Here is a 20090-nt window from a genome sequence, read left to right as displayed (position 1 = left end):
TTGGACCCGGCCCATGAGTGCGGCTCAAATGACGGGCCCGAGTTTTGACATTCTGGTGCCTTGCGGCGTCAGGCATCTTCATCTGACTGATACGGGACAGACAGTGTCCCACGAGCCGAGAGACACCAAAATATGCCGGAAGCGATCATTCTGGGAGCAGGCGCCGTCGGAGTTGGCACAGCGCTGCATCTGCAACAGCGTGGCTGGGACGTTGCGCTTGTCGACCGGCTCGGCGTGGCGCAGGAAACCAGCTATGGCAACGCCGGAATCATCCAGGGCGAAGCTGTGGAACCTTACGCCATGCCGCGTGATTTCCGCACCCTGATGACAATGGCTCTTGGCCGCTCCAACCATTTTCACATGCAGACGGACGGGCTGACCAGTTATCTGCGGCCGCTCTTGTCCTACTGGCGACACTCCTCTCCCGCCGGACACCAGCGGGCGTCGGCCATCTACAGCCAGTTGATAGCCCGTGCTATTGGTGACCATCAAACTCTCATTACCGAGGCTCGGGCCGAAGATCTGGTGCAGTCCGGGGGCTTCCGCATGGTCTACCGCGACCCCCAGACGCTTGAGAAAGATCTCGGAGAGGCAGAAACACTCCACAATCGCTATGGCGTGAATTATGTCGCGCTGGATTCAGAGACATTGATGGATGTCGAGCCAGCGCTGAAGACCGGTGCCGCCGGAGCGCTGCAATGGCTCGATCCGTTGAGCGCACGTGATCCGGCCGCGTTGATCCACGCTTATGCCGACCTGTTCCACGCCAAGGGGGGCAGCTATTATGACGGCAATGCCGAAACCCTGCGCCGCCTTTCAACGGGCAATGGATGGTCGGTCCAGACCCAGGAAGGGCTGCTGCGGGCCGAGCATGTGGTTGTCGCGCTTGGGCCATGGTCGCCGCAATTGTTGCGCCCCTTCGGCTATTCCATTCCGATGCTGCGCAAGCGCGGATACCACCGGCACTATCGCAGTCCGATTTCCTTGAACCTGCCGATGTTTGACGTTGAATTCGGCTACGTCATGGCACCGATGCTGCGCGGCACCCGGATCACCACCGGCGCGGAGCTGGCGCTTGAACACGCGCAGCAAACGCCAGTGCAGCTTGAACGCTCGGAAATCGCCGCCGAAACGTTGCTTACGCTCGGAACGCCCTTGGAAAACATTCCCTGGCATGGGGCCCGTCCCTGTATGCCCGACATGGTGCCCGTCATCGGAACCGCAAAGCGCGCAAAAGGGCTGTGGACGCAGTTCGGCCATGGCCATCAGGGCTTCACGCTCGGTCCCACCTCCGGCCTGTTGTTGGCTCAGGCCATGAACGGTGAAACGCCCTTCATGCAAATGGATGCGCTCAGCGTTGACCGCTTCTGACGCTGAGTGAACGGTCGCTGGTGCCTTTACTCAGCGTGCTTTGCGGTTATTCGGTCAATTTCTTCAATCCATCAAGTGCAGTCGACTTGATCTTATCTTTGTTGTCAGCAAGCAACTTTTGCGAAATCTGAAGAAGCCGAGGCGTGTCCAGGGCCTTGAAAATATCCAGATTGAAGGTCGCCAATTGGTGCGGAGGGGGCGCCGCCATGACGGGCCAAGCGGCCCAATCATCGTGGCCCGCATAAGAAATATAGATCCCGCGATGTCCATCCCCTGCCAACGCTGCCGGAAACTTCGTCAAGAGCAGGCGCACAGTTGGCTCGGTAACCGTCGTATGATTGACCACATACACAGGTCTTGCAGCAATCACCATGGCAACGTTCTGCTTGTCCGTACGCTTGACGATCGGTTTGAACGCATTGGGGTCAAACCAGATCGGGCGCATCTTCATGAGCATTGACTTGTCGAAGACAACGGTTTCAAGCATCATGATGAGCTTGCCTTCCGATTTAACCGCAAGACACTCGTGCGACTTTGTAAAACGGGTCTGGATCGAAACAACTTCCTGATGGGAGTATTTCTTCAGTTCAGATGTCAGGCGCTTGGAGGCATAATTCAGCCCCAAGTCCAGCGCTTGCCCCGCAACGAACGTCAAAGCGCCCGTTAAAATCGCCGACTTATGGTCGTTATCGATAGCCGCACATCGCAAATCGCGCCGCGTATCGCCCGCGAGAAACAGGCGATTTGCCTTGATGGATGAAGCCGCTGACATGACGTAGTCCGTAGGCGCATCAACTTCGGCAGGGGCCGTCAACATACAGCCCGACACAAGCAATAGAGCTAAAATCGATCCAAAAAAATTCCTCTTTAAAATCGGGCACATAAATATATATCCCTATTTAGAATTAGAATTTATGTAAAATCATCAGTAAAAATAAAAATATACTTGAAATAATTTGCACGATTTCGGTGACATTGCACGTCACAGCACCGTGATCTCAAAAGATTGGCAGTATCCGGGTTTCGTGAAAAATTTCGCCGCCCAAGCAGGCGCACGCACGCTGCCCGCGCAGACAGATCGTAACCGCTTTGACGTCCAAGACACGGTCGAGAGACAGACAGGTTCACCCTTTGAAGCAGCAGCGACCAGAGGGACCTGTCGAAGTTATCAGTCTTCGCCCAGCACTTTGCTTTCGCGGGCAATGGACCATTCGATGAGGTCGGTCCAGATACGCTCTGTAAGAGCAGGATCCAGATCGTGCTCAACGGCTGTGCGACATACCTTTGTCACCACATCATCGACCCGATCCTTGATGCGGGCGGGCAGGCCTTCATGCGGCTTCAGCGCGATGGCCCGGTCGATGTAGGTCGCCCGCTCCACCAGCAACTTGACGAGTTCCGTGTCCAGCGCATCAATCTCGATCCGCAGCTCTGCCATGGAGCTGCATTCTTCCGGCGGGCGACGTGTCATAGTGCGGGTTCCCAAGTGGCCAATGTAACGCTGGCTCCGGCCTGACAAGAGGGACGCCAAGCGTGTTGCGGCGACCATAACGACACCGGTTTTTGTCTGCAAGACAACGGGATGGTCTTCAGGAGTTTCGACACAGGCCATTTGCCCGCCCCCGACAAAGCCGCCACACGACGCAAGCGTCAGACTGGCCGGCGATCTCTGTCGCTAGCCGCAAGCCTATGACAGACTGTCTGCGGCAACAGATTTTTGCGGGCCATCAGAATGTGCGAGGCAGGCCGTTGCTTCCGCCAGCCGGATGGCACCAGCCACTCCGTCGATTACCGGCCGACCAAAGATCGCAGAGAAATCTGCCGCCAGATCCGCCATGCCAGCACAGCCAAGGACCACGGCTTCCACGTCATCTTGCCGAAAGGCCAGAGCCACTTCATCTCGAACACGCTCTTGCGCGGCCCTCGGATCTTCGGCCTCAAGCGCCAGAACCGGCACGCCGGACGCACGCACCTTGCCACAGCGCCGGTTGAGACCGAAGCGTTCCAGATTGTCGTTCAGCACGGGCAAGGACACCGCCAGCGTCGTGACGACGGAGAACCGCTGCGCGCTCAAGGCCGCAAGATAATAGCCCGCCTCCCCAATGCCGATCACCGGCACGGACAAACGTGCTTTTAACGCCCACACACCCGTATCATCGAAACAGGCAATCACCACTGCGTCATACGGCGGGTCAGCTTCGGACATTTCCTTGTCCAGCAGAGCAAACAGCGGTGGCAGGGCCGCCGCACCATCTTCCTCGCCCTGAATGGCCGGTGGCCCCCCTTCGAGGTGCGGGCGACGATCTGCGTACCGGGTCGGGCGGCCAGCCGCGCCGCCTTGGCAATTTTCTCGGTCATGGAGGCCGTGGAGTTGGGATTGACGATGAGAATACGCGCCATCACACCAGCCCACTGCCCGCATCATTGCCACTGCGACGCCGCCGCCGCTGTACGATGTACACCGTGGCCAATGCCAGTCCGATCACCAACAGCGACACGGCTGTGGTCAGAGTGCCAAGCGCATAGATCGACGGCGTTGTCACCGTGGTGGTCAGGGCCTTCAACTCAATCGGCAAGGTGTTGGCCGAGCCCATCGCCTGACTGGAGCGGGCCAGTTCGTCCCACGACAGGGTAAAGCCGAAAAGTGCAACGCCCACGAGCGAGGGCGCAATCATCGGCAGCACGACATAGCGGATCGTCTGCCACGATGACGCCCCCAGATCGCGTGCCGCTTCTTCGTAGGCCACGTTGAAGCGGTTGAAGACGGCAAACATGATCAGCAGGCCGAACGGCAATGTCCACGACAGATGCGCGCCAAGACCGGAGGTAAACAGCCCGGCCGAGGTCTGGAAATGATCGTAAATCCAGTCGATCTGGAAGGTATCCGCCAGATCCATCACCCAGGTGTCGAGCAAGTGGAATTCCAGCGCGATGCCAAGCGACACGATGATCGACGGCATGATCAGACTGGCCACTGCGGTGTAAAACAGAAGCGTGTTGCCCTTGAACTTATGTCGGAAGGCAAGGCCCGCCATGACCGAAAATACCACGGTGATGACCATCACCACGAGGCCGAGTTCCAGCGAATTCCATAAGCCCACCGAAATATCAATGAGGCCAACGCCTTCTGTCAGCCGCTTGAACCAATGCAGCGACACGCCATTCATCGGGAAGGTCAGACCGCCTTGCGGACCTTGAAACGACAGCACCAGGATGGTGAGCACTGGACCATAGAGGAACAGCACAAACAGCGTGAAGACAGCGGCCAGCACATAAAACGATCTGGATCGACGTTCCCTCATGGCTCAAAGCTCCTTGCGAATGTCGATGAGGCGGGTCATGCCCCAGATGATGGCCAGCACCACCATGAGCAGGATCACTGCATTGGCGGAAGCCAGCGGAAACTGCAAGTAATTGGTCTGGACGTTGATGATCTTGCCGACTGACGCGATCTGCTGCCCGCCCATCACGCCAATGGTGGTGAAATCGCCCATAACGATGGTGATGACAAAGATAGAGCCGATGGCAATGCCGGGCTTGCACAGCGGAATGATGACATTCCACAAGGTCTGCCAACCGCTGGCGCCGCCGTCATAGGCCGCCTCGATCAACGCTTTGTCGATGCGGAACATGGAGTTGAGGATCGGCACCATCATGAAGGCAGTGAACAGGTGAATGAAAGCCAGCACCACCGCAAAATCGGAATAGAGAAACCAGTTTACCGGCTTGTCGATGATGCCCATGTTGAGCAGGAAGCTGTTGATCAACCCTTCCCGTCCAAGCAGGGGGATCCACGAAATCATGCGAATGACATTGGATGTCCAGAACGGCACGATGCAGATCAACGCCAGCACCACCTGCATGGTTAGCGTGCGGACATGAAACGCCAGAAAATACGCAATGGTAAAGCCGAGCACCAACGTGCCTGCCCAGACGAGGAAGCAGAACTTCAACGTCGACAGATAGGTGGCGAAGGTGGTGCATAATCCCGGCAATTTCACCATGCACGACGAAAACACATTGGTGTAATTGTCGAAGGTGAATGCCGGGATGATGGAGTAGGCGTTAAAGCGCCAGAAGCTGACGACGAGAACGACGACAAGCGGCAGCACAAAGAACAGCAGGAAAACGAATGCCATCGGTGCCGCCTGCCAATAGCCCGCCATCCGGTCACGCAAGGGGCGGGTCTTCCTGCCGCGTGCGCGCCCGGTGGAGGTGCCGGCAGAGCCGGTGTGGGACGGCACCGCCGCCCCTGTCTGTTCCTGTGTGCTCATGATCGTTATGCCGCGATGAACTCGTTCCACTTCTGGACGAGATACTGGTTCTCATCCATGACCGAGTTCCAGCAGGCAATACGGCTCATGCGGGTGTCATAAGAGCCACCATCACGAACGGCACCGGCCTTTTCGATCAGCGTTCCGTCAGGTGCATGAATGTCCTTGGCCGCAGGCTTGCCTTCGTACCAATAGTCCCACTCATAGCCTTCCATGTCCTTCTTGGCTGTGTCGAGAACTGCCGGGTAATAGCCCTAGCGCGACAGATAAGCCCCGGCCCAACCAGACAGGAACCAGTTGATGAACTCATAGGCAGCATCAAGCTTCTTGCCCTTCAGGGTGCGCGGCAGCGCAAACCCGGAGGCCCATCCGCGGTAGCCTTCTTCAAGCGCCAGATAAGAGCACTTCAGGCCTTTGGAGCGCACAGCCGTCACGGCCGGAGACCACATGGACTGCAACACAACTTCGCCGGACGACATCAGGTTCACGGATTCATTGAAATCGGTCCAGAAAGCCCGGAACTGTCCGTCTTTCTTGGCCTTCGTCAGGATTTCCATGGTCTTGTCGATTTCGGCTTTTGTCTGATTACCCTTGTCCTTGTACTGAATCAGACCAGCGGACTCGATGGCCATCGCAGCGTCCATGATGCCGATGGACGGGATGTTGATCAATGCGACCTTGCCTTTCAGCTTCGGATCAAGAAGAGCCGACCAGTTCTTGATCTCATGGTCGATCATATCCGGACGGTCACCAAGAGAATCGGCGTTATAAGTCGTCGGGATCAACGTCATCCATTCCGTCTGCTCCTTGGAAAAGGACTTGGAATGCTTGCCGTCAAGATAATAGGTCTTCCAAGGGGCCGTGCCCTGATTACCGATGTCCTTGCCATCAATCATGCCCTTGGAGAGGACCGTGGTGATCTGATCGGCCAGCTTGATCTTATTGGCGTCCATACCCATCAGGTTGCCCGACGGCACCAGGTTCGGCAGCGAGAAATATTCGGTATCCACCAGATCGAAGGAATTCGGCTGAGTGATGATGCGCTTGGTGACGTCATCGGTGGTCACCGGAATATATTCAATGGTGATGCCGGTGTCTTCCTTGGCCTTCTTGGCAATCGCCATCGACTGGTTGGTCGCGGTGCCAAGATAGCGCAGCGTCACACCTTCAGCAGCCAGAACGGCTGGAAACCCCGTAATGGCCTGCGCACCCAGAGCCGTACCGGCAGCAGCGGCCGTGCCCTTGAGAAAACTGCGCCGGTCCACCAGCTTTCCGTTCAAACGATATTTCATTTCCATTCTTCCCCTGTCTGGAATGAGGGTTTCGGGCCTCGGCCTATTGCGCACCACTTGGAGCGAGAGAATGCATGTCGGTGCCCGCCCACTCGACATGCATGCTTTCGCCAACCTCGAAAGGCTGGCTGAAAAAGATCTGGTCCGGCACCACCACCGACATTTCCCCAGCCGACGGCGTGGCAAGCGCCACATGTACCGTTGTTCCCTGATATTCGACGCCGGTCACAACACCCGGCAAAGACAGGTCTTCAGCCTTGCCGTTGCGGTTGATGCGCATCTGATCGGAGCGGACTGCCACCTTGCGATCTTCCAGCGGAATGACGTTGTGCCCCCCCATGAAGCGCGCCACAAATTCGGTACGCGGCGCATTGAAAATGGTGCGCGCATCGCCCGACTGCTCGATCTTGCCGTCCTTCATCACGACGATCAGATCGGCCAGCGCCATCGCTTCTTCCTGCGTATGGGTGACGTGAATGAATGAAATGCCGAGCTCTTTCTGGATGCGCTTCAGTTCTCCACGCACCCGGATGCGCAAGAAGGGATCGAGCGCCGACAGCGGCTCATCCAGCAGCAGAATGGAGGGGTTGGTGACGAGTGCGCGGGCAAGAGCGACGCGCTGCTGTTGGCCACCGGACAACTGCGAGGGCAAACGAGCTGCGAATGCCCCCATGTCTACGAGGGCCAGCATTTCATCTGCCCGCGCAAAACGCTCCGCCTTGGATTTGCCCTTCATCTTGAGCGAGAAGGCCACATTGTCGCGCACACTGAGATGCGGAAACAATGCATAGCTTTGAAACATCATCGCCGTGCCGCGCCGCGCCGGTGCCAGATCGGTCACATTCTGATTGCCCAGAATGATATCGCCTTCGCTGACCCGTTCATGGCCTGCGACCATGCGCAGCGTTGACGACTTGCCACAGCCCGAAGGCCCCAGAAAACAGCAATAAGTGCCGGCGGGAATTCTCAGATCGATGGCGTCTACCGCAGTGGTGGAGCCATATTGTTTCGTCAGTGCAACCAGTTCCAGCGCTGCTGCCGTCATAACCGGACCTCTATCAGCATCATGTCACTACTCTATTGGCAAGGTCCGTGCCAACTGCTGAAAAAGGCCATTAAATCAGATTAACACATTGTAAAACATAATACATTCAAAACGCTCGCAAAGCGGGAGCCCCTGCTTTTCCGCAACCTTAACTGCTGTCATTTTTTGCATTCGCTCACAATTGCAGACCAGATTGCATACAAAGTTGGCACAAACTTCATACGATCTTTGCTATATTCAAGGCCGATGATGTGCGGGGGCTGGCCCTTGCGCGTTTGAGGCCCGTGTGTCAACGGGATGGCAGGCGGACAGGTGTCAGAAGTGGTCCGCGCGGGCAGCTTACAAGTGTACCGCCCAGGAGAAAATGATGCGAACCAAAACCGGGGCCGAGGCCAACAAAACGAAAGAGCGGCGTTGGAGCGTGGTTTATAACGACCTGCGCAGCGCCATCGTTGGTCACCGGCTGGCCCCCGGACGCAAGCTCTCGGAAGACGAACTGGCGACAATCTATTCCGTCAGCCGCACCATCATCCGATCCGTGCTGCAAGCACTGGCGCATGACAGCCTTGTCTCGCTGCAACCCAATCGCGGGGCTTTCGTCGCCCAGCCAACGCCGGAAGAAGCCCGACAGGTGTTTGACGCAAGAGCGTTGATCGAGCCCTATCTGGCCAGTCTTGCAAGCGAACGCGCCACCAGCGCCGACATCGCTCGCCTGCGCCGCCAGATCGACGAGGAGCACAAGGTCTCATCAGCCTGGTCAGGAGAGTGAAGCGCTGCTGCAAAGCGCGCAATTTCATATTCTGATTGCCGAGATTGCCGGGCAGCAGATCCTTACGGATTACGTCCGCGATCTGGTGTCACGTTCTTCATTGATCATTGCGCTGTTCTGGCAACGCCGCGACACAACCTGCGAGGGCCACGCCCATGATGCCCTGATTGCCGCCATTGAAAGCGGCAACGGCCCTGCGGCCTCGGCCATCATGAAGAGCCACATCGTCGATCTGCTTTCCGGCCTCAACCTGAAACGCGACACCGAAGACACCCACAGTCTCGCGGATCTGCTTGGGACGGCCAGAGCCTGAAACCTGGTCTGCCCGCTTCCGGCAATCGCGCTTATCCCTGCCTGCCCTACATCCCCAAAAACAAGGCCCGCAGGGCCGGGTTGTGGCCTCTGCGGGCCCATGATCCGGACCACGCTCTCCTGAAGTGAGCTGGAAAACATAAGACCGTAGCCCGGAACCCCAAACACGCCGCCTCTTCCTGCCGAGAGCGTCGTGGGATTTCAAAAAAACCTCGCGTCAGCTTGAGTTAAGCGCAGCTGTTTTAACGCTTCATGACATTTACCCTGATAGCTCTCGGTGTGATGAATAAACCCCGAACAGATGCGTCATAACGACACTGAAGGTCGGGCCACCCGATTGCGTGAACGCGCCCGATACGGGCGCGTTCGTGATTGCTTCTCACTTGGCTGGCGCAAGGCTCCCCGGGGAAAACGCACCGCCAAAGGCACCAGCGTCCTTCTTGTTTTCAGGTTCTTTGCCGGAGGCTACAGAAGACTGGTCCGGCGCAAGTGAGCTAGGGCGAGAAAGCACCGCCGAAGCCACCACCGCCAGTGCCAGATGCCGCATCACCTTTCTTCGCGTTCGCCGGCGGTGCGGGCGCAGCCTTGGTCTGCCCGCCACCAGGCGCCAGAGACCCTGCGCCAAATGCCCCGCCGAAGGCACCCGACCCGGCCGTGGACGGGCTGGCGTCACCTGCCTTTTTCGCCTGCTCCGCCTGCTGTTTCTGTTGCCGTGCCTTGATCTTGCGCATCTGCTCATCGAGCAGCATCTGCTGGCGCTCACGCTTCACTTTCAACAAGTTGGCGGTACAGACATCCGAGTTGTACTGACTGCCCTGATAGACCGCGATGGAGGCTACAACAGCTAACAGAACAAGCACACCAAGGGGATGGGCAACGATCCGCAGAACCGGATTGCCATAAATGCGCGATTGCGCCGCCCGACCGCTGCGCAGTGCTTCCTTGCGACGGGCATAGGCCTCGTGGACGATGGCTCCGATCAGGGTCAATGCGATAATGATCACCGCCAGCGCCGACAAAGACGGGTCCGTTCCCAACCGCACCTTGGAGGCCAGCGCCGTAGTGAATGTGCTCTGCGACAGAATGGTGAAAACGGTTGTATTGTAGTTCTCGAAACTGGCCAGAAATGCGAGGAATCCAGCCGATCCAAGTGCCGGGGCCATAAACGGCAACAAGATCTTGCGGAACGCCTGCCCCGGTGTGGCGCCAAGGTCCAGCGCGGCTTCCGTCTGGGTGGGATCAAAGCGTTGCAACCGCGCCATCAGCACCAGCATCGAGTAAGCTGCAATGAAGGTCACCTGCCCGACCAGTGTCAGGAACATGCCATTGTAAAAGGCGGAGCCATAGCCCCCGCCCAGAACGCTGCCCACCCCACGCCAGAACACGATGGTCGAGATGCCCAGAACAACGCCGGGAATAAGGATCGGCGTGATGAGAACCGTATAAAGACCAGCACGCACCTTCGGTCCCAGTTCCGACAAGGCGAGCGCGCCCGCCAGACCGATCGGCACAGCAATCAGCACAACACCGACGGCAATGATCAGACTGTTGGCCAGCCCTGACATCAGCCGATCATCGCGCACCAGCACCCGAAACCAGTCGGTTGTGAAGCACTCCCACGGCATGATCCGCGGAAAGGACGAGGAATTGAACGCCGTGACCACCATGATCACCAGCGGTCCGAACAGGAATGCAAAGAACAGGCATGAATATCCGAATGCGATCACGCCACCGCCTGTCGCCCGGTTCATCGGCCGATCTCCCCGATCGACACCTTGAACAGGCGCATCATGCCCAGCACAAAGGACAGGCAGACCACCAGCAGGATCACCGCATAAGCGGATCCCCGGTGCCAATTCGCCGATTCATTGAACCATTGATAAATCAACTGGGTGAACCACAGGCTGGACGGGCCGCCCAGAATCTGCGGTGCGGCCAGAGCGCCCGCCGTCAGCATGAACACCATGGTCGCACCAGACGCGATGCCGGGCTTGGCCATGGGCAACACCACGCGCCAGTGAACCCGCCACCAGCTTGCTCCCATATCGCGCGCCGCCTCGATCTGGTTGCGATCCAGCGCCTCGACAGCATTGAAGATCGGGAAGATCATCAAGAGGATGTAAGCGTAGGTCAGGCCGGAATAGAGCGCCACATCGGCACGAATGAAATCAATCGGCGTGTCCCACAAGCCCAGATAAGCGCCCAGCCCATTGATGACGCCTGTTGTCCCAAACAGCACCCGAAAGGCAAAGGCGCGCAGGATCTCATTGATCCAGAAGGGCACGATCAGGCCGATCACCATCATGCGCGCCGCAACGCCACTGGCCGAATGGGCAAGAATGAAGGCGATGGGGTAGCAGATGACGATGTCCAGCATCGTCACGAAGACGGCCGCCACCAGCGTCTTGACCAGAATGCCCATATCCAGCGTATTAAAACCGGAACTATTGCCGAAGAAGAAATAGCGATAGTTGTCAAGCGTATAGACATCTTTCGCCGTACCAAGATCAGCTTTGGGCAGGTTCAGGCTGAAAGAATAATCAAACATGGCCACCTGCGGCAGGGTGATCAACACCACCACCCAGGCGAAGATGGCACAACCGACGAAACAGGCGACGCCAAGCCCATGTTTGCCAGAGACGGTGCGAAGGCTTTCAGAAATGGCATTCATGCTCATGCCCCCGCCAGATCGCCATGCGGCAGCACCAGAGCCTGATCCGCGCCAAAGGTCACGTCGAGCGCGCCGTCTGACAAGATCGGAGCCGGAGCCCCCGTGTTGACGCGCGCCATGCGCAGGCCGATGCCGTCCTTCTCCAGAAACATCAACCGCGAATTGCCTTCAAACTCTTCCTTGATCCACTGGGTCGTCAGCCGGTTAAGCGGAGCCCCCTCCCCTGCGGCCTGCACGGCAATGCCAAGTTGTTCAGGACGAATAAACAGGAAACACTGCTCGCCACTGCGGAACTTGCGGCCTCCGCCTGCGGTGCCCGTCAAAGTGCCAAGCGGGGTGTCCAGCGTCACCAGCTTTTCCGTTTGCGACACGACCTTGCCAGCGATCGCGTTGCTCTCGCCCACGAAAGACGCAACAAAGGCGGTTTTCGGACGATTGTAGATGGATTCCGGATCGCCCACCTGCTCGATCACGCCCGCATTCATCACCGCCACCCGGTCCGACATGGTCAAGGCCTCGCCCTGATCATGGGTGATGTAAATGAAGGTCAGGCCGACACGTTGCTGAATGGCCCGCAGCTCGGTACGCATGTGATGGCGCAATTTCAGGTCCAGCGCCGACAATGGTTCGTCGAGCAGCAGAATATCCGGTTCAACCGCAAGCGCACGCGCAATGGCAACCCGTTGCCGCTGCCCACCGGACAGCTCATGCACCTTCTTGTCGCCAACATCAGGCAGCGCAATCAGATCAAGCAGTTCATCGGCCCGCTTGCGTCGATCTTTCTTGCTCACACCGCGCACTTCCAGTGGAAAGGCGATGTTTTCCGCGACGGACATCAACGGGAACAGCGCAAGATTTTGAAAGATCAACGCCGTCGGCCTGCGGTTTGGGCCAATCCCCGCCATATCCTTGCCACCGAGCAGCACACGCCCTTCTGTCGGCTCGTTGAAACCGGAGACGCAGCGCAGCAGTGTTGTCTTGCCGCAACCAGATGGGCCAAGGAAAGAGAAGAACTCGCCGCTCTTGATCCGCAGATGGGCATTATCGACGGCGGTATAAGATCCAAACCGGATCGACACATGCTCCAGAACGATGTCTTTGTCGCTCATCAAGCCTCTCGAAAAGTGCATTTGTGAGATCGCCGCGTCCGGCAGCGAACATGAGTCCGGGTCTCGAGACGCGCCAGCCGCAAAAGGCTTCCCGTCTCGCACCCAGGTCAAAAATCGAAGACACAGAAAGGCGGCATTCCTCAGGCCATCAACCGGCCCCTGCGCCGCCTTCCCGTCAGAAAATCATCAGGCCGAAAGGAACTGATTGGTGTATTCTGTACGCTTTGCCGCGTACCATGGAGCCTCGGCCGGCCAGGGGTTCAGGTTCTTCAGAGCATCGCCTGGATAAGCATCAGCGAAGTTCTTGGCATAGGTTTCGCCAGCAAACTTGGCCGCATCAATCACCGGAGAATTGTAGCCATGCGTCTTGATGGCAGTCCCAGCCAGCTTCGGCGTATAGGCCGCCTTGATGAACTCATAAACCTGATCAATGTTCTTGGCGCCTTTGGGCATTGCCATGCCATCGATCCAGGCAAGAGCGCCTTCCTTCGGCGCCCGGTACATGACCGGCTCACCTGCCGTCTTGAGCGCCAGTGGCGGGCCATCCCACGTCTGGCCGACGATGACACCCTCGTTCAAGAGACCGTTCTTCTGGGTATCGGCATCATTCCAGATCAGCTTGATGTTGGGCTTCTTTTCGATCGCGATCTTGATCAGCTTGGACCAGACTTCGTCCATCTTTTCCGGGCTGTCATATGCGGCCCACATAGAGCCTTTTTCCATCTCGCCACGGGCTTCCAGACCAAGGCCCAGACCCAGCAGCATGGAATGACCACGGCCCATGGTCTTGCCCGCGTTGGCATCGTCCCAGACATCATAATAGCTTGGGAACTCGCCCGCGGGTGTAAACTCATCGGTGCGCCATGCAATGCCTTCAGTGCCCCAGATATGAGGAATCCAGAAGGTGCCCTTCTCGTCAAAATTCCAATATTTGTCGCCAAGCGCCATCGACGGATTGACGTGGTCGATCGGCACCCGGTCCATATCGAAAGGCTGCAAGAGGCCAAGGCCTTTCCATTGCAGGTTCCGGTTCATCGTCGGCGAGACAATATCGAAGCCTTCGCCATTGGTGGCCTTCAATTTATTGAGGATTTCCTCATTCGAGCCGATGCCGGTGAAATTGATCTTGATGCCGGTGCCGCTCTCGAAAGCGCTGGTAAAGCTTTCCGGCAAATAGTCCGACCACATCATGATGTTGATTTCGCCAGATGATGCGAGCACACGCGAGCTGATGACTGCCGGCATCGCCAGTCCGGCGCCAGCAATCATCGTCCCCTTCAGGACTGTACGGCGCGATGCGCCCCGGCCTTTCGAATTTACTGTCATGACGTCCCCTCGTTAGGTCATGTCGCAAAAGAAAAATGAGAGCTTATGCCGCAGTGCAAGGTGCCGATCTTTAATTTGGGTCAAATGCCCCGTACATCCACTACACTACTGGAAAGAAACACTATTGCCGGCTCTGCCCTCCCCTTAGAGCCAGAAGATAAAAACTATGGTGCCAGAGTGTATCAGAGTTTTGAACCATCGACGACCGCAGTTGACGGGTTTTGATCCAAGCCCTTGCCTCTAAGGGATTTTTGCGCTCTTCTCGGGGCTCGTCCTTGCGCCTGACAGGCCAGTTCGCCGGATTGACCCGCGCGGTTTGCCCGCAAGCCGCGTTGCCCGCACCGGTGCAGCCAGTCCGAACGCTTGGCAGCTTCGTTTCTTTCGCATGTGCGGAAGAACAGCTCCCAACCCCATACCGAGGTGGCCATGACATTAACGCCAAGACACTCAAGGCCGTGCAAGCCGCCTCTCAACGGCACCCGATAGGTAAGCCCGGATGCTGGATCAATATTTCTCAGCCCCCTTCAACCCGACGAGACGGTTGCAGCAGCAGATTCAGGAACGTCTGATCGACGCCATTCTGGATGGGTCCTGGCCGTTCCATGAACCGTTACCCGCGACCCGTGCCCTGTCGCAACGGCTCAGTGTGTCGCGCAACACCGTGTCTCTTGTCTATGAACGCATGGTGGAAGATGGCTATCTGACACCCGTCGATCGGCGCGGCTACTTCATCAATGAAAGCTACGTGCGCGAGCAACTCAGTATCCGGCTGGATGAACGCGCCAAGGACACATTGCCGCCCGCGCAAAAACCGCTCAATCTGGCGGCACGGATCGGCCAGAGTTATCTGGGCCAGAAAAACATCCAGAAGCCCGCCGACTGGCAGAGCTACCCCTACCCTTTCGTCTATGGCCAGTACTCCGCCGACAAGATCTCCATCGCGCGCTGGCGCGATTGCGTCCGTCAGGCAGGCACCGCGCAACATGTCTCAAGCTGGGTGGGAGATGGAGTAGACGGCGATGACCCCATGCTCCTGCACCAGATCATTCGTCGTGTCTTGCCACAACGCGGCTTTCGAGCGACGCCGGACGAAATTTTGCTGACCATCGGCGCGCAAAACGCCCTTTATCTGGTCGCAGCCCTGTTTTCACGGCCCGGCTGGCGTGTTGATATCGAAGAACCAGGTTACGTCGACGCCCGTAATATCTTTCTGGCGCATGGTGCAAATCTCGTTACACATCCCATTGATTCCAATGGCTTACGCATATCCCCAAGGTTAGCGGGCACCGATATGGTCTATGTCACACCGGGACATCAATCCCCCACCAGCGTTACCATGTCGATGGAACGACGGTTGGGCCTTTTGGCCGCAGCCGAAACCCATGACTTCATGATCCTGGAAGACCAATATGAGCAGGAGATGAACTTTGTCGGCGCTCAAAAGGCGTCTGTGAGAGCCTTCGACCGAACGGGACGGGTCATCCATGTGGCCAGTCTGTCGAAGCCGCTGTTCCCCGGCCTGCGTCTTGGCTTCATTGCGGCACATCCGAGCATCATCAGCGAATTGCGCGCCCTGCGCCGGCTGATGTATCGCCACCCCTCCGCCCTCGACCTGAGGACGCTGGCGCTGTTCATGGCAGAAGGGCACTACGATGCTCACATCCGGCGCCAGCGCAAGACGCTGTCCTTGCGCTGGAGTGCGATGATGAAGGCCGTCGAACGCTACCTGCCGGGATGCGAGACGACCATGACCACTGGTGGCTCGGCGCTCTGGGTGCGATTGCCGGACGGGTGCAGCGCCGAGCATGTGCGCGACAAGGCCAGGACCAAAGGCGTTCTGGTGGAGCCCGGAGCCGTGCATTTTCACACCGATAGCCCGCCGGGCGACTACCTGCGTCTGGGCTTTGGCGCCATCGACCGGGCGCAGATCGAACCGGGGATCCGCCTTCTGGGCGAGGTGGTCGACACCTGCACCCCCTCCCCTGCCCGCCAGGGTGCGGACCGGCATGACGCCAGTGGTTAACAAATATTAACCAAGATCTGCCGACCCAAGTACACGCTGCAAAGTGTCGAACAGACGCGCGAGGTCTTCCTCTTCGCTGACCAGCGCAGGCGCCAGGATCAGAGTATCACCTGTCGCCTTGACGTGAACACCGGCATCGAACAACAACCGCTGCACCAGTGAGCCCTTCTCACCGGGCAAGGTTCCGAGGCGTCAATTGCACGCCCCCTATCATGCCATAGCCACGCAAGTCATAGATCTGCGGTAAATTGCGCAAGGAAAACAACCCATCCAGGAACGATGTCGACAGAGACCGCCCGCGGTCAAACAGGTTTTCATCTTCATAGATCTGTAAGGTGGCAAGAGCTGCGGCGCAGGCAACGGGATGTGCCGAATAGGTATAGCCATGCATCAACTCAGGCCGGTCGCCGACGGCTGCATCGATGATCGTGTGCTGGATCTCGCGCCTCACCGCGACTGCGCTCATCGGCACGGCGCCGTTGGTCAAAGCCTTCGCCATGGTCATCAGATCCGGCGTCACCTCAAACTCCTGCGCCGCAAAAGCAGAGCCGGTGCGCCCAAAACCGGTGATCACCTCGTCGAACACCAGCAGAATGCCGTATTTGTCGGCGATCTCACGCAGGCGCTTCAGGTAGCCGGCCGGCGGAACAATTGTCCCGACGGAGCCAGCAATCGGTTCGACAAAGACCGCCGCGATGGTGTCGGCGCCATATGTCTTGCAAATATCTTCCAGATCGTCGGCCCGCAGCGCGCCTGTCTCCGGCTGGCCGCGAGTGAACCGCTGATCCTCGGACCATGTGTGTCGCATATGCATGACGTCGCAGGTGACGCCTGCAAACTCGCGGCGGTTGTTGACCATCCCCCCCAGCGATGTGCCGCCGAGGTTGACACCGTGATAGCCCTACAGGTGCGTGAGACGAACCGCGTGCGCTGCCCCTCACCTCTGGCGCGATGATACGCCAGACAGATCTTCATGGCGCTATCGACCGCTTCAGAGCCTGATGAGGCAAAGAACAAACGATCCAGCCCATCGGGCAACAGATCACTTAACCGCTCGGCCAACTCGAAAGAGACTGGTGCGGCGCGCTGGAAGTGCGGTGAGTAATCCAGTTCCAGCAACTGATCATGCACGGCGGTGGCGATCTCCGTACGGCCATGGCCTGCAGCACAGGTAAACAAACCGGAGCACCCATCCAGAACCTCGCGTCCCTCTGGTGTCCAATACCGCACGCCTTTGGCCTTCTGGAACAGCTGCGGCGTTTCCCGAAACAAGCGGTTGTTGGTAAAGGGCAACCAGTGATGGTCCATATTCAAACCATGAGCCTGATCGGCAAGCGGTGTCTGAGTGAGCTGATCCATGAGGCGAACCTTCGCGTAAGCGTCTGCAATGAGATCAAGCGTTAGGCGTCTTTCGGGAGACATCGTAGAGCCAGAGCGAAGTTTTCATCGGGCCAGCCACACTTGCCTGCTGGCAGGTCATTGCCTGACCCACAGAAGTGCTTAGGGTATACCCCGGGGATGGACTTCGAATCCACGTCACCATTTGAGTTGCATCTTTGCGTTCACACCCCAAGTCAGGGGCATGAGTCACGTTTCAGACAGGGAAGGTTTCATGACCGGAACAGTTCTTATTACCGGAGCCACTGCTGGCTTCGGACAGGCCACAGCACGCCTTTTCGCGCAAAACGGCTGGAAGGTCATCGGCACAGGTCGCCGGGCCGAACGCCTTGAGGCTCTTCAGACAGAGTTGGGCGATGCCTTTCATCCACTGGCCTTCGACATCACAGACGAAGCTGCCACACGGACGGCTTTAGAGGCCTTGCCGGAAGGCTTCAGCAAGATCGATGTGCTCGTCAACAATGCCGGTCTCGCGCTTGGAACGGCAAACGCGCCAGACATCAAGCTTGCCGACTGGAAGACGATGATCGACACCAACGTCACAGGCCTTGCCATCGTGACGGAGCTTCTTCTTCCGACGCTGATCGCGCAAAAGGGCGTGGTGATCAATCTTTCATCCGTCGCCGCGAACTATCTCTATCCGGGCGGCAATGTCTATGCGGCGACCAAGGCTTTTGTACGTCAGTTATCACTCGGCTTGCGCTCCGATCTGCATGGCAAGGGTGTACGGGTCACCTCCATTGAACCGGGCCTGTGTGAGAGTGAGTTCACATTGGTCCGCACCGGCGGCAATCAGGACGCCTACGACAAGCTCTATGGCGGCGCAGCACCGCTACAACCAGAAGACATCGCCAACACCATTTTCTGGGTGGCCAACCAACCGCCACATGTCAACATCAACGCGCTTGAGATCATGCCAGTGAGCCAATCCTGGGCCGGATGGCAGATCGCTCGCAGCGACGATTGAGCTTCTAAGCGGCGGCGCAAGCAACACCAAAGAGGGCAGGGGTAAAAGTTTTTACCCCTGCTTTTTTGCGCCTAACAGGCATGGCCCGACCTGAACTCAACCCACATCAGCTCCGGCACTCGCAAGGGGTAAAAACTTTTACCCCGAATTTTCCCTGTTAAATCAAACGCACAAGACAAGTGACGGGCAGAGAACTCGACTGTTGCGCCTTTTCGCCGTTTGATGATCCGGCCTCCACCAACACCCCGCCTTGTCGACGATTACCAGCAGGACCGCGTGCTACAATCTTTATCATATCAGAAGGAATGCCCGCAGGCTCAGACCACGCTGGCGCAGAAGAGGGGAGGGGAGGGGGGCTCTCACGCGCGCGCCGCAGGCGCGGGAAACTCGCACGACGCTCGCCTGACGATCTTAACGCCGGATCGACAGATCGGCCTCTCGCACTGTCTCACGCTTGATCAGCAAGACCCCATGCGAGGCGCGCGCGATTGATCCGTCCCGCACCGCAATGGACACACCGTAACGTCGCAAGCGAACAGTTCACAACACAAGAAAGAGCGGGGCGCCACATTCACAGCCAGGCCGAATACAGCATCCGGGCAGGGGAGGGGAGAGAACAGGACTACAGGAAGGCAGGACCAACCGACGCACCGAGACCCGCATCAAAAGGTCCGATGTGCGCACGCAACATCGCAATACGCGCTTCCATTTTACTGGCAAGACTGGAGAACCCGAGGGTTTTCAAGCGACTTGCCTCATCCTCAAGCGCGGCCAGATACCCCGGCGCTGTTTCATCGGTCGCCGATTTGCGCATGCGCGACAATTCGACTGTCAGACTTCCATCTGCACTGACACCGAGGGCCGATTGGCGCTGCTTGAAGAGGGATGCGGCGGAGCGTTCGTCCGACGTCTGCTCAAGCACCTCCACCATCGCCAGACCCTGAAGCGTCGCGGGGTGCAACACGACTTCACTTTCCTGATTGGACACGAACATCACATCGTCACGCGCGACGCGCGCCATGTAGACGACAGGACGTCCAACCGTCACGCGGTTGCGGGCAAACCAACGCGCCTTCTCCTGCGAGAAGCTGAAAGACCAACCGTGATCCTCCTCCTCGTCCGAGCAGCCCCGAAACACATTCAGAACAGAGGCCTGGCGCTCCAGAAACACGCGGTTGAGCCGATCCATTCCCAACCATGAACTGACGGCGGGCTGCGTCAAACGACGATCGACCATTTCACCGATCAGCGCCATGCTGGCAGGGTCACGATCACACTGCTGCCAGACCGTAATGAAGAGATGCCAGAAATCCCGATCATTAAGCTGGTCGGATACCTCATACAGGCAACGCCATTTTTCGGGTTTGCTCTGGCAGGAAAAAATCACGGATCTAATCGTTTGGACACGACGATCAGTCATGTGTCATCTCCCCGGAAATTTCTAAAAAATGATAATGCCGTAACGGAATGGAAAAAACCATCTCTGTCAACCGCCAGTCTGCAACCGACTGCCAAATACTACGTATAATTGAT

14 protein-coding genes and 3 pseudogenes are annotated in these 20090 nt (G+C 57.8%); 4 read left to right on the top strand and 13 right to left on the bottom strand.

What is annotated here, in order from left to right; genetic code table 11:
* Window positions 1-132: 132 nt before the first annotated feature.
* The gene (locus AC0L7U_RS20620) at window positions 133-1371 is read left to right on the top strand and encodes an NAD(P)/FAD-dependent oxidoreductase (protein WP_473696465.1); all 1239 of its coding nucleotides are present in this window, start codon (window positions 133-135) and stop codon (window positions 1369-1371) included.
* 46 nt (window positions 1372-1417) lie between these two features.
* On the opposite strand, the gene AC0L7U_RS20615 is transcribed toward AC0L7U_RS20620, so the two are convergent.
* The 7 genes and pseudogenes from AC0L7U_RS20615 to AC0L7U_RS20585 form a co-directional block, all read right to left on the bottom strand.
* Complete coding sequence (locus AC0L7U_RS20615; protein ID WP_473696463.1) at window positions 1418-2143, bottom strand: hypothetical protein; 726 nt, start codon at window positions 2141-2143, stop codon at window positions 1418-1420.
* 396 nt (window positions 2144-2539) lie between these two features.
* A complete protein-coding gene (locus AC0L7U_RS20610) occupies window positions 2540-2842 on the bottom strand; it encodes a chorismate mutase (protein WP_473696461.1) in 303 nt (100 codons plus the stop codon).
* 216 nt (window positions 2843-3058) lie between these two features.
* A complete protein-coding gene (locus AC0L7U_RS20605; RefSeq protein WP_473696459.1) occupies window positions 3059-3796 on the bottom strand; it encodes an aspartate/glutamate racemase family protein in 738 nt (245 codons plus the stop codon).
* On the bottom strand, window positions 3771-4673 hold the full coding sequence (locus AC0L7U_RS20600) for an ABC transporter permease (protein ID WP_473696457.1): 903 nt from the start codon (window positions 4671-4673) through the stop codon (window positions 3771-3773). Before AC0L7U_RS20600 ends, AC0L7U_RS20605 begins: the two co-directional genes overlap by 26 nt.
* A gap of 3 nt (window positions 4674-4676) precedes the next feature.
* Complete coding sequence (locus tag AC0L7U_RS20595) at window positions 4677-5537, bottom strand: ABC transporter permease (RefSeq protein ID WP_473696535.1); 861 nt, start codon at window positions 5535-5537, stop codon at window positions 4677-4679.
* A gap of 113 nt (window positions 5538-5650) precedes the next feature.
* Window positions 5651-6943: pseudogene (locus AC0L7U_RS20590) on the bottom strand (ABC transporter substrate-binding protein).
* Between the two features lie 37 nt (window positions 6944-6980).
* The gene (locus tag AC0L7U_RS20585) at window positions 6981-7982 is read right to left on the bottom strand and encodes an ABC transporter ATP-binding protein (protein ID WP_473696455.1); all 1002 of its coding nucleotides are present in this window, start codon (window positions 7980-7982) and stop codon (window positions 6981-6983) included.
* A gap of 364 nt (window positions 7983-8346) precedes the next feature.
* On the opposite strand from AC0L7U_RS20585, the pseudogene AC0L7U_RS20580 reads away from it, so the two are divergent.
* Window positions 8347-9064, top strand: a pseudogene (locus AC0L7U_RS20580) (GntR family transcriptional regulator).
* Between the two features lie 493 nt (window positions 9065-9557).
* Here AC0L7U_RS20580 and AC0L7U_RS20575 read toward each other — a convergent pair.
* The 4 genes from AC0L7U_RS20575 to AC0L7U_RS20560 form a co-directional block, all read right to left on the bottom strand.
* Window positions 9558-10814: an ABC transporter permease gene (locus tag AC0L7U_RS20575; protein ID WP_473696453.1), complete on the bottom strand. Its 1257-nt coding sequence runs from the start codon at window positions 10812-10814 to the stop codon at window positions 9558-9560.
* Window positions 10811-11725 carry an ABC transporter permease gene (locus AC0L7U_RS20570; RefSeq protein WP_473696533.1) on the bottom strand — a complete coding sequence of 305 codons (915 nt, stop codon included), beginning with the start codon at window positions 11723-11725 and terminating at the stop codon, window positions 10811-10813. Before AC0L7U_RS20570 ends, AC0L7U_RS20575 begins: the two co-directional genes overlap by 4 nt.
* An 11-nt stretch (window positions 11726-11736) precedes the next feature.
* Window positions 11737-12843 carry an ABC transporter ATP-binding protein gene (locus tag AC0L7U_RS20565; protein ID WP_473696451.1) on the bottom strand — a complete coding sequence of 369 codons (1107 nt, stop codon included), beginning with the start codon at window positions 12841-12843 and terminating at the stop codon, window positions 11737-11739.
* Window positions 12844-13029: 186 nt separating this feature from the next.
* A complete protein-coding gene (locus AC0L7U_RS20560) occupies window positions 13030-14169 on the bottom strand; it encodes an ABC transporter substrate-binding protein (RefSeq protein ID WP_473696449.1) in 1140 nt (379 codons plus the stop codon).
* Window positions 14170-14665: 496 nt separating this feature from the next.
* Between AC0L7U_RS20560 and AC0L7U_RS20555 the strand changes: the two genes are divergently transcribed.
* Entirely contained in the window at window positions 14666-16192 is a 1527-nt protein-coding gene (locus AC0L7U_RS20555; protein WP_473696447.1) for an aminotransferase-like domain-containing protein, read from the top strand.
* A gap of 6 nt (window positions 16193-16198) precedes the next feature.
* On the opposite strand, the pseudogene aptA reads toward AC0L7U_RS20555, so the two are convergent.
* Window positions 16199-17500 (bottom strand): annotated as a pseudogene (gene aptA, locus AC0L7U_RS20550) (omega-aminotransferase AptA).
* Window positions 17501-17804: 304 nt separating this feature from the next.
* Here aptA and AC0L7U_RS20545 point away from each other — a divergent pair.
* Window positions 17805-18557, top strand: coding sequence for an SDR family oxidoreductase (locus AC0L7U_RS20545; RefSeq protein WP_473696445.1), 753 nt, complete (start codon window positions 17805-17807; stop codon window positions 18555-18557).
* A gap of 622 nt (window positions 18558-19179) precedes the next feature.
* Here the strand turns inward: AC0L7U_RS20545 and AC0L7U_RS20540 are convergent.
* Window positions 19180-19977, bottom strand: a complete 798-nt coding sequence (locus AC0L7U_RS20540; protein ID WP_473696443.1) for a hypothetical protein — start codon at window positions 19975-19977, stop codon at window positions 19180-19182.
* Between the last annotated feature and the right edge of the window lie 113 nt (window positions 19978-20090).

The sequence above is a fragment of the Roseibium sp. 10G30-5 genome (assembly GCF_055809635.1).
Note: the sequence above shows the minus strand (reverse complement) of the source record. Positions and strands in the feature narration are given on the sequence as shown.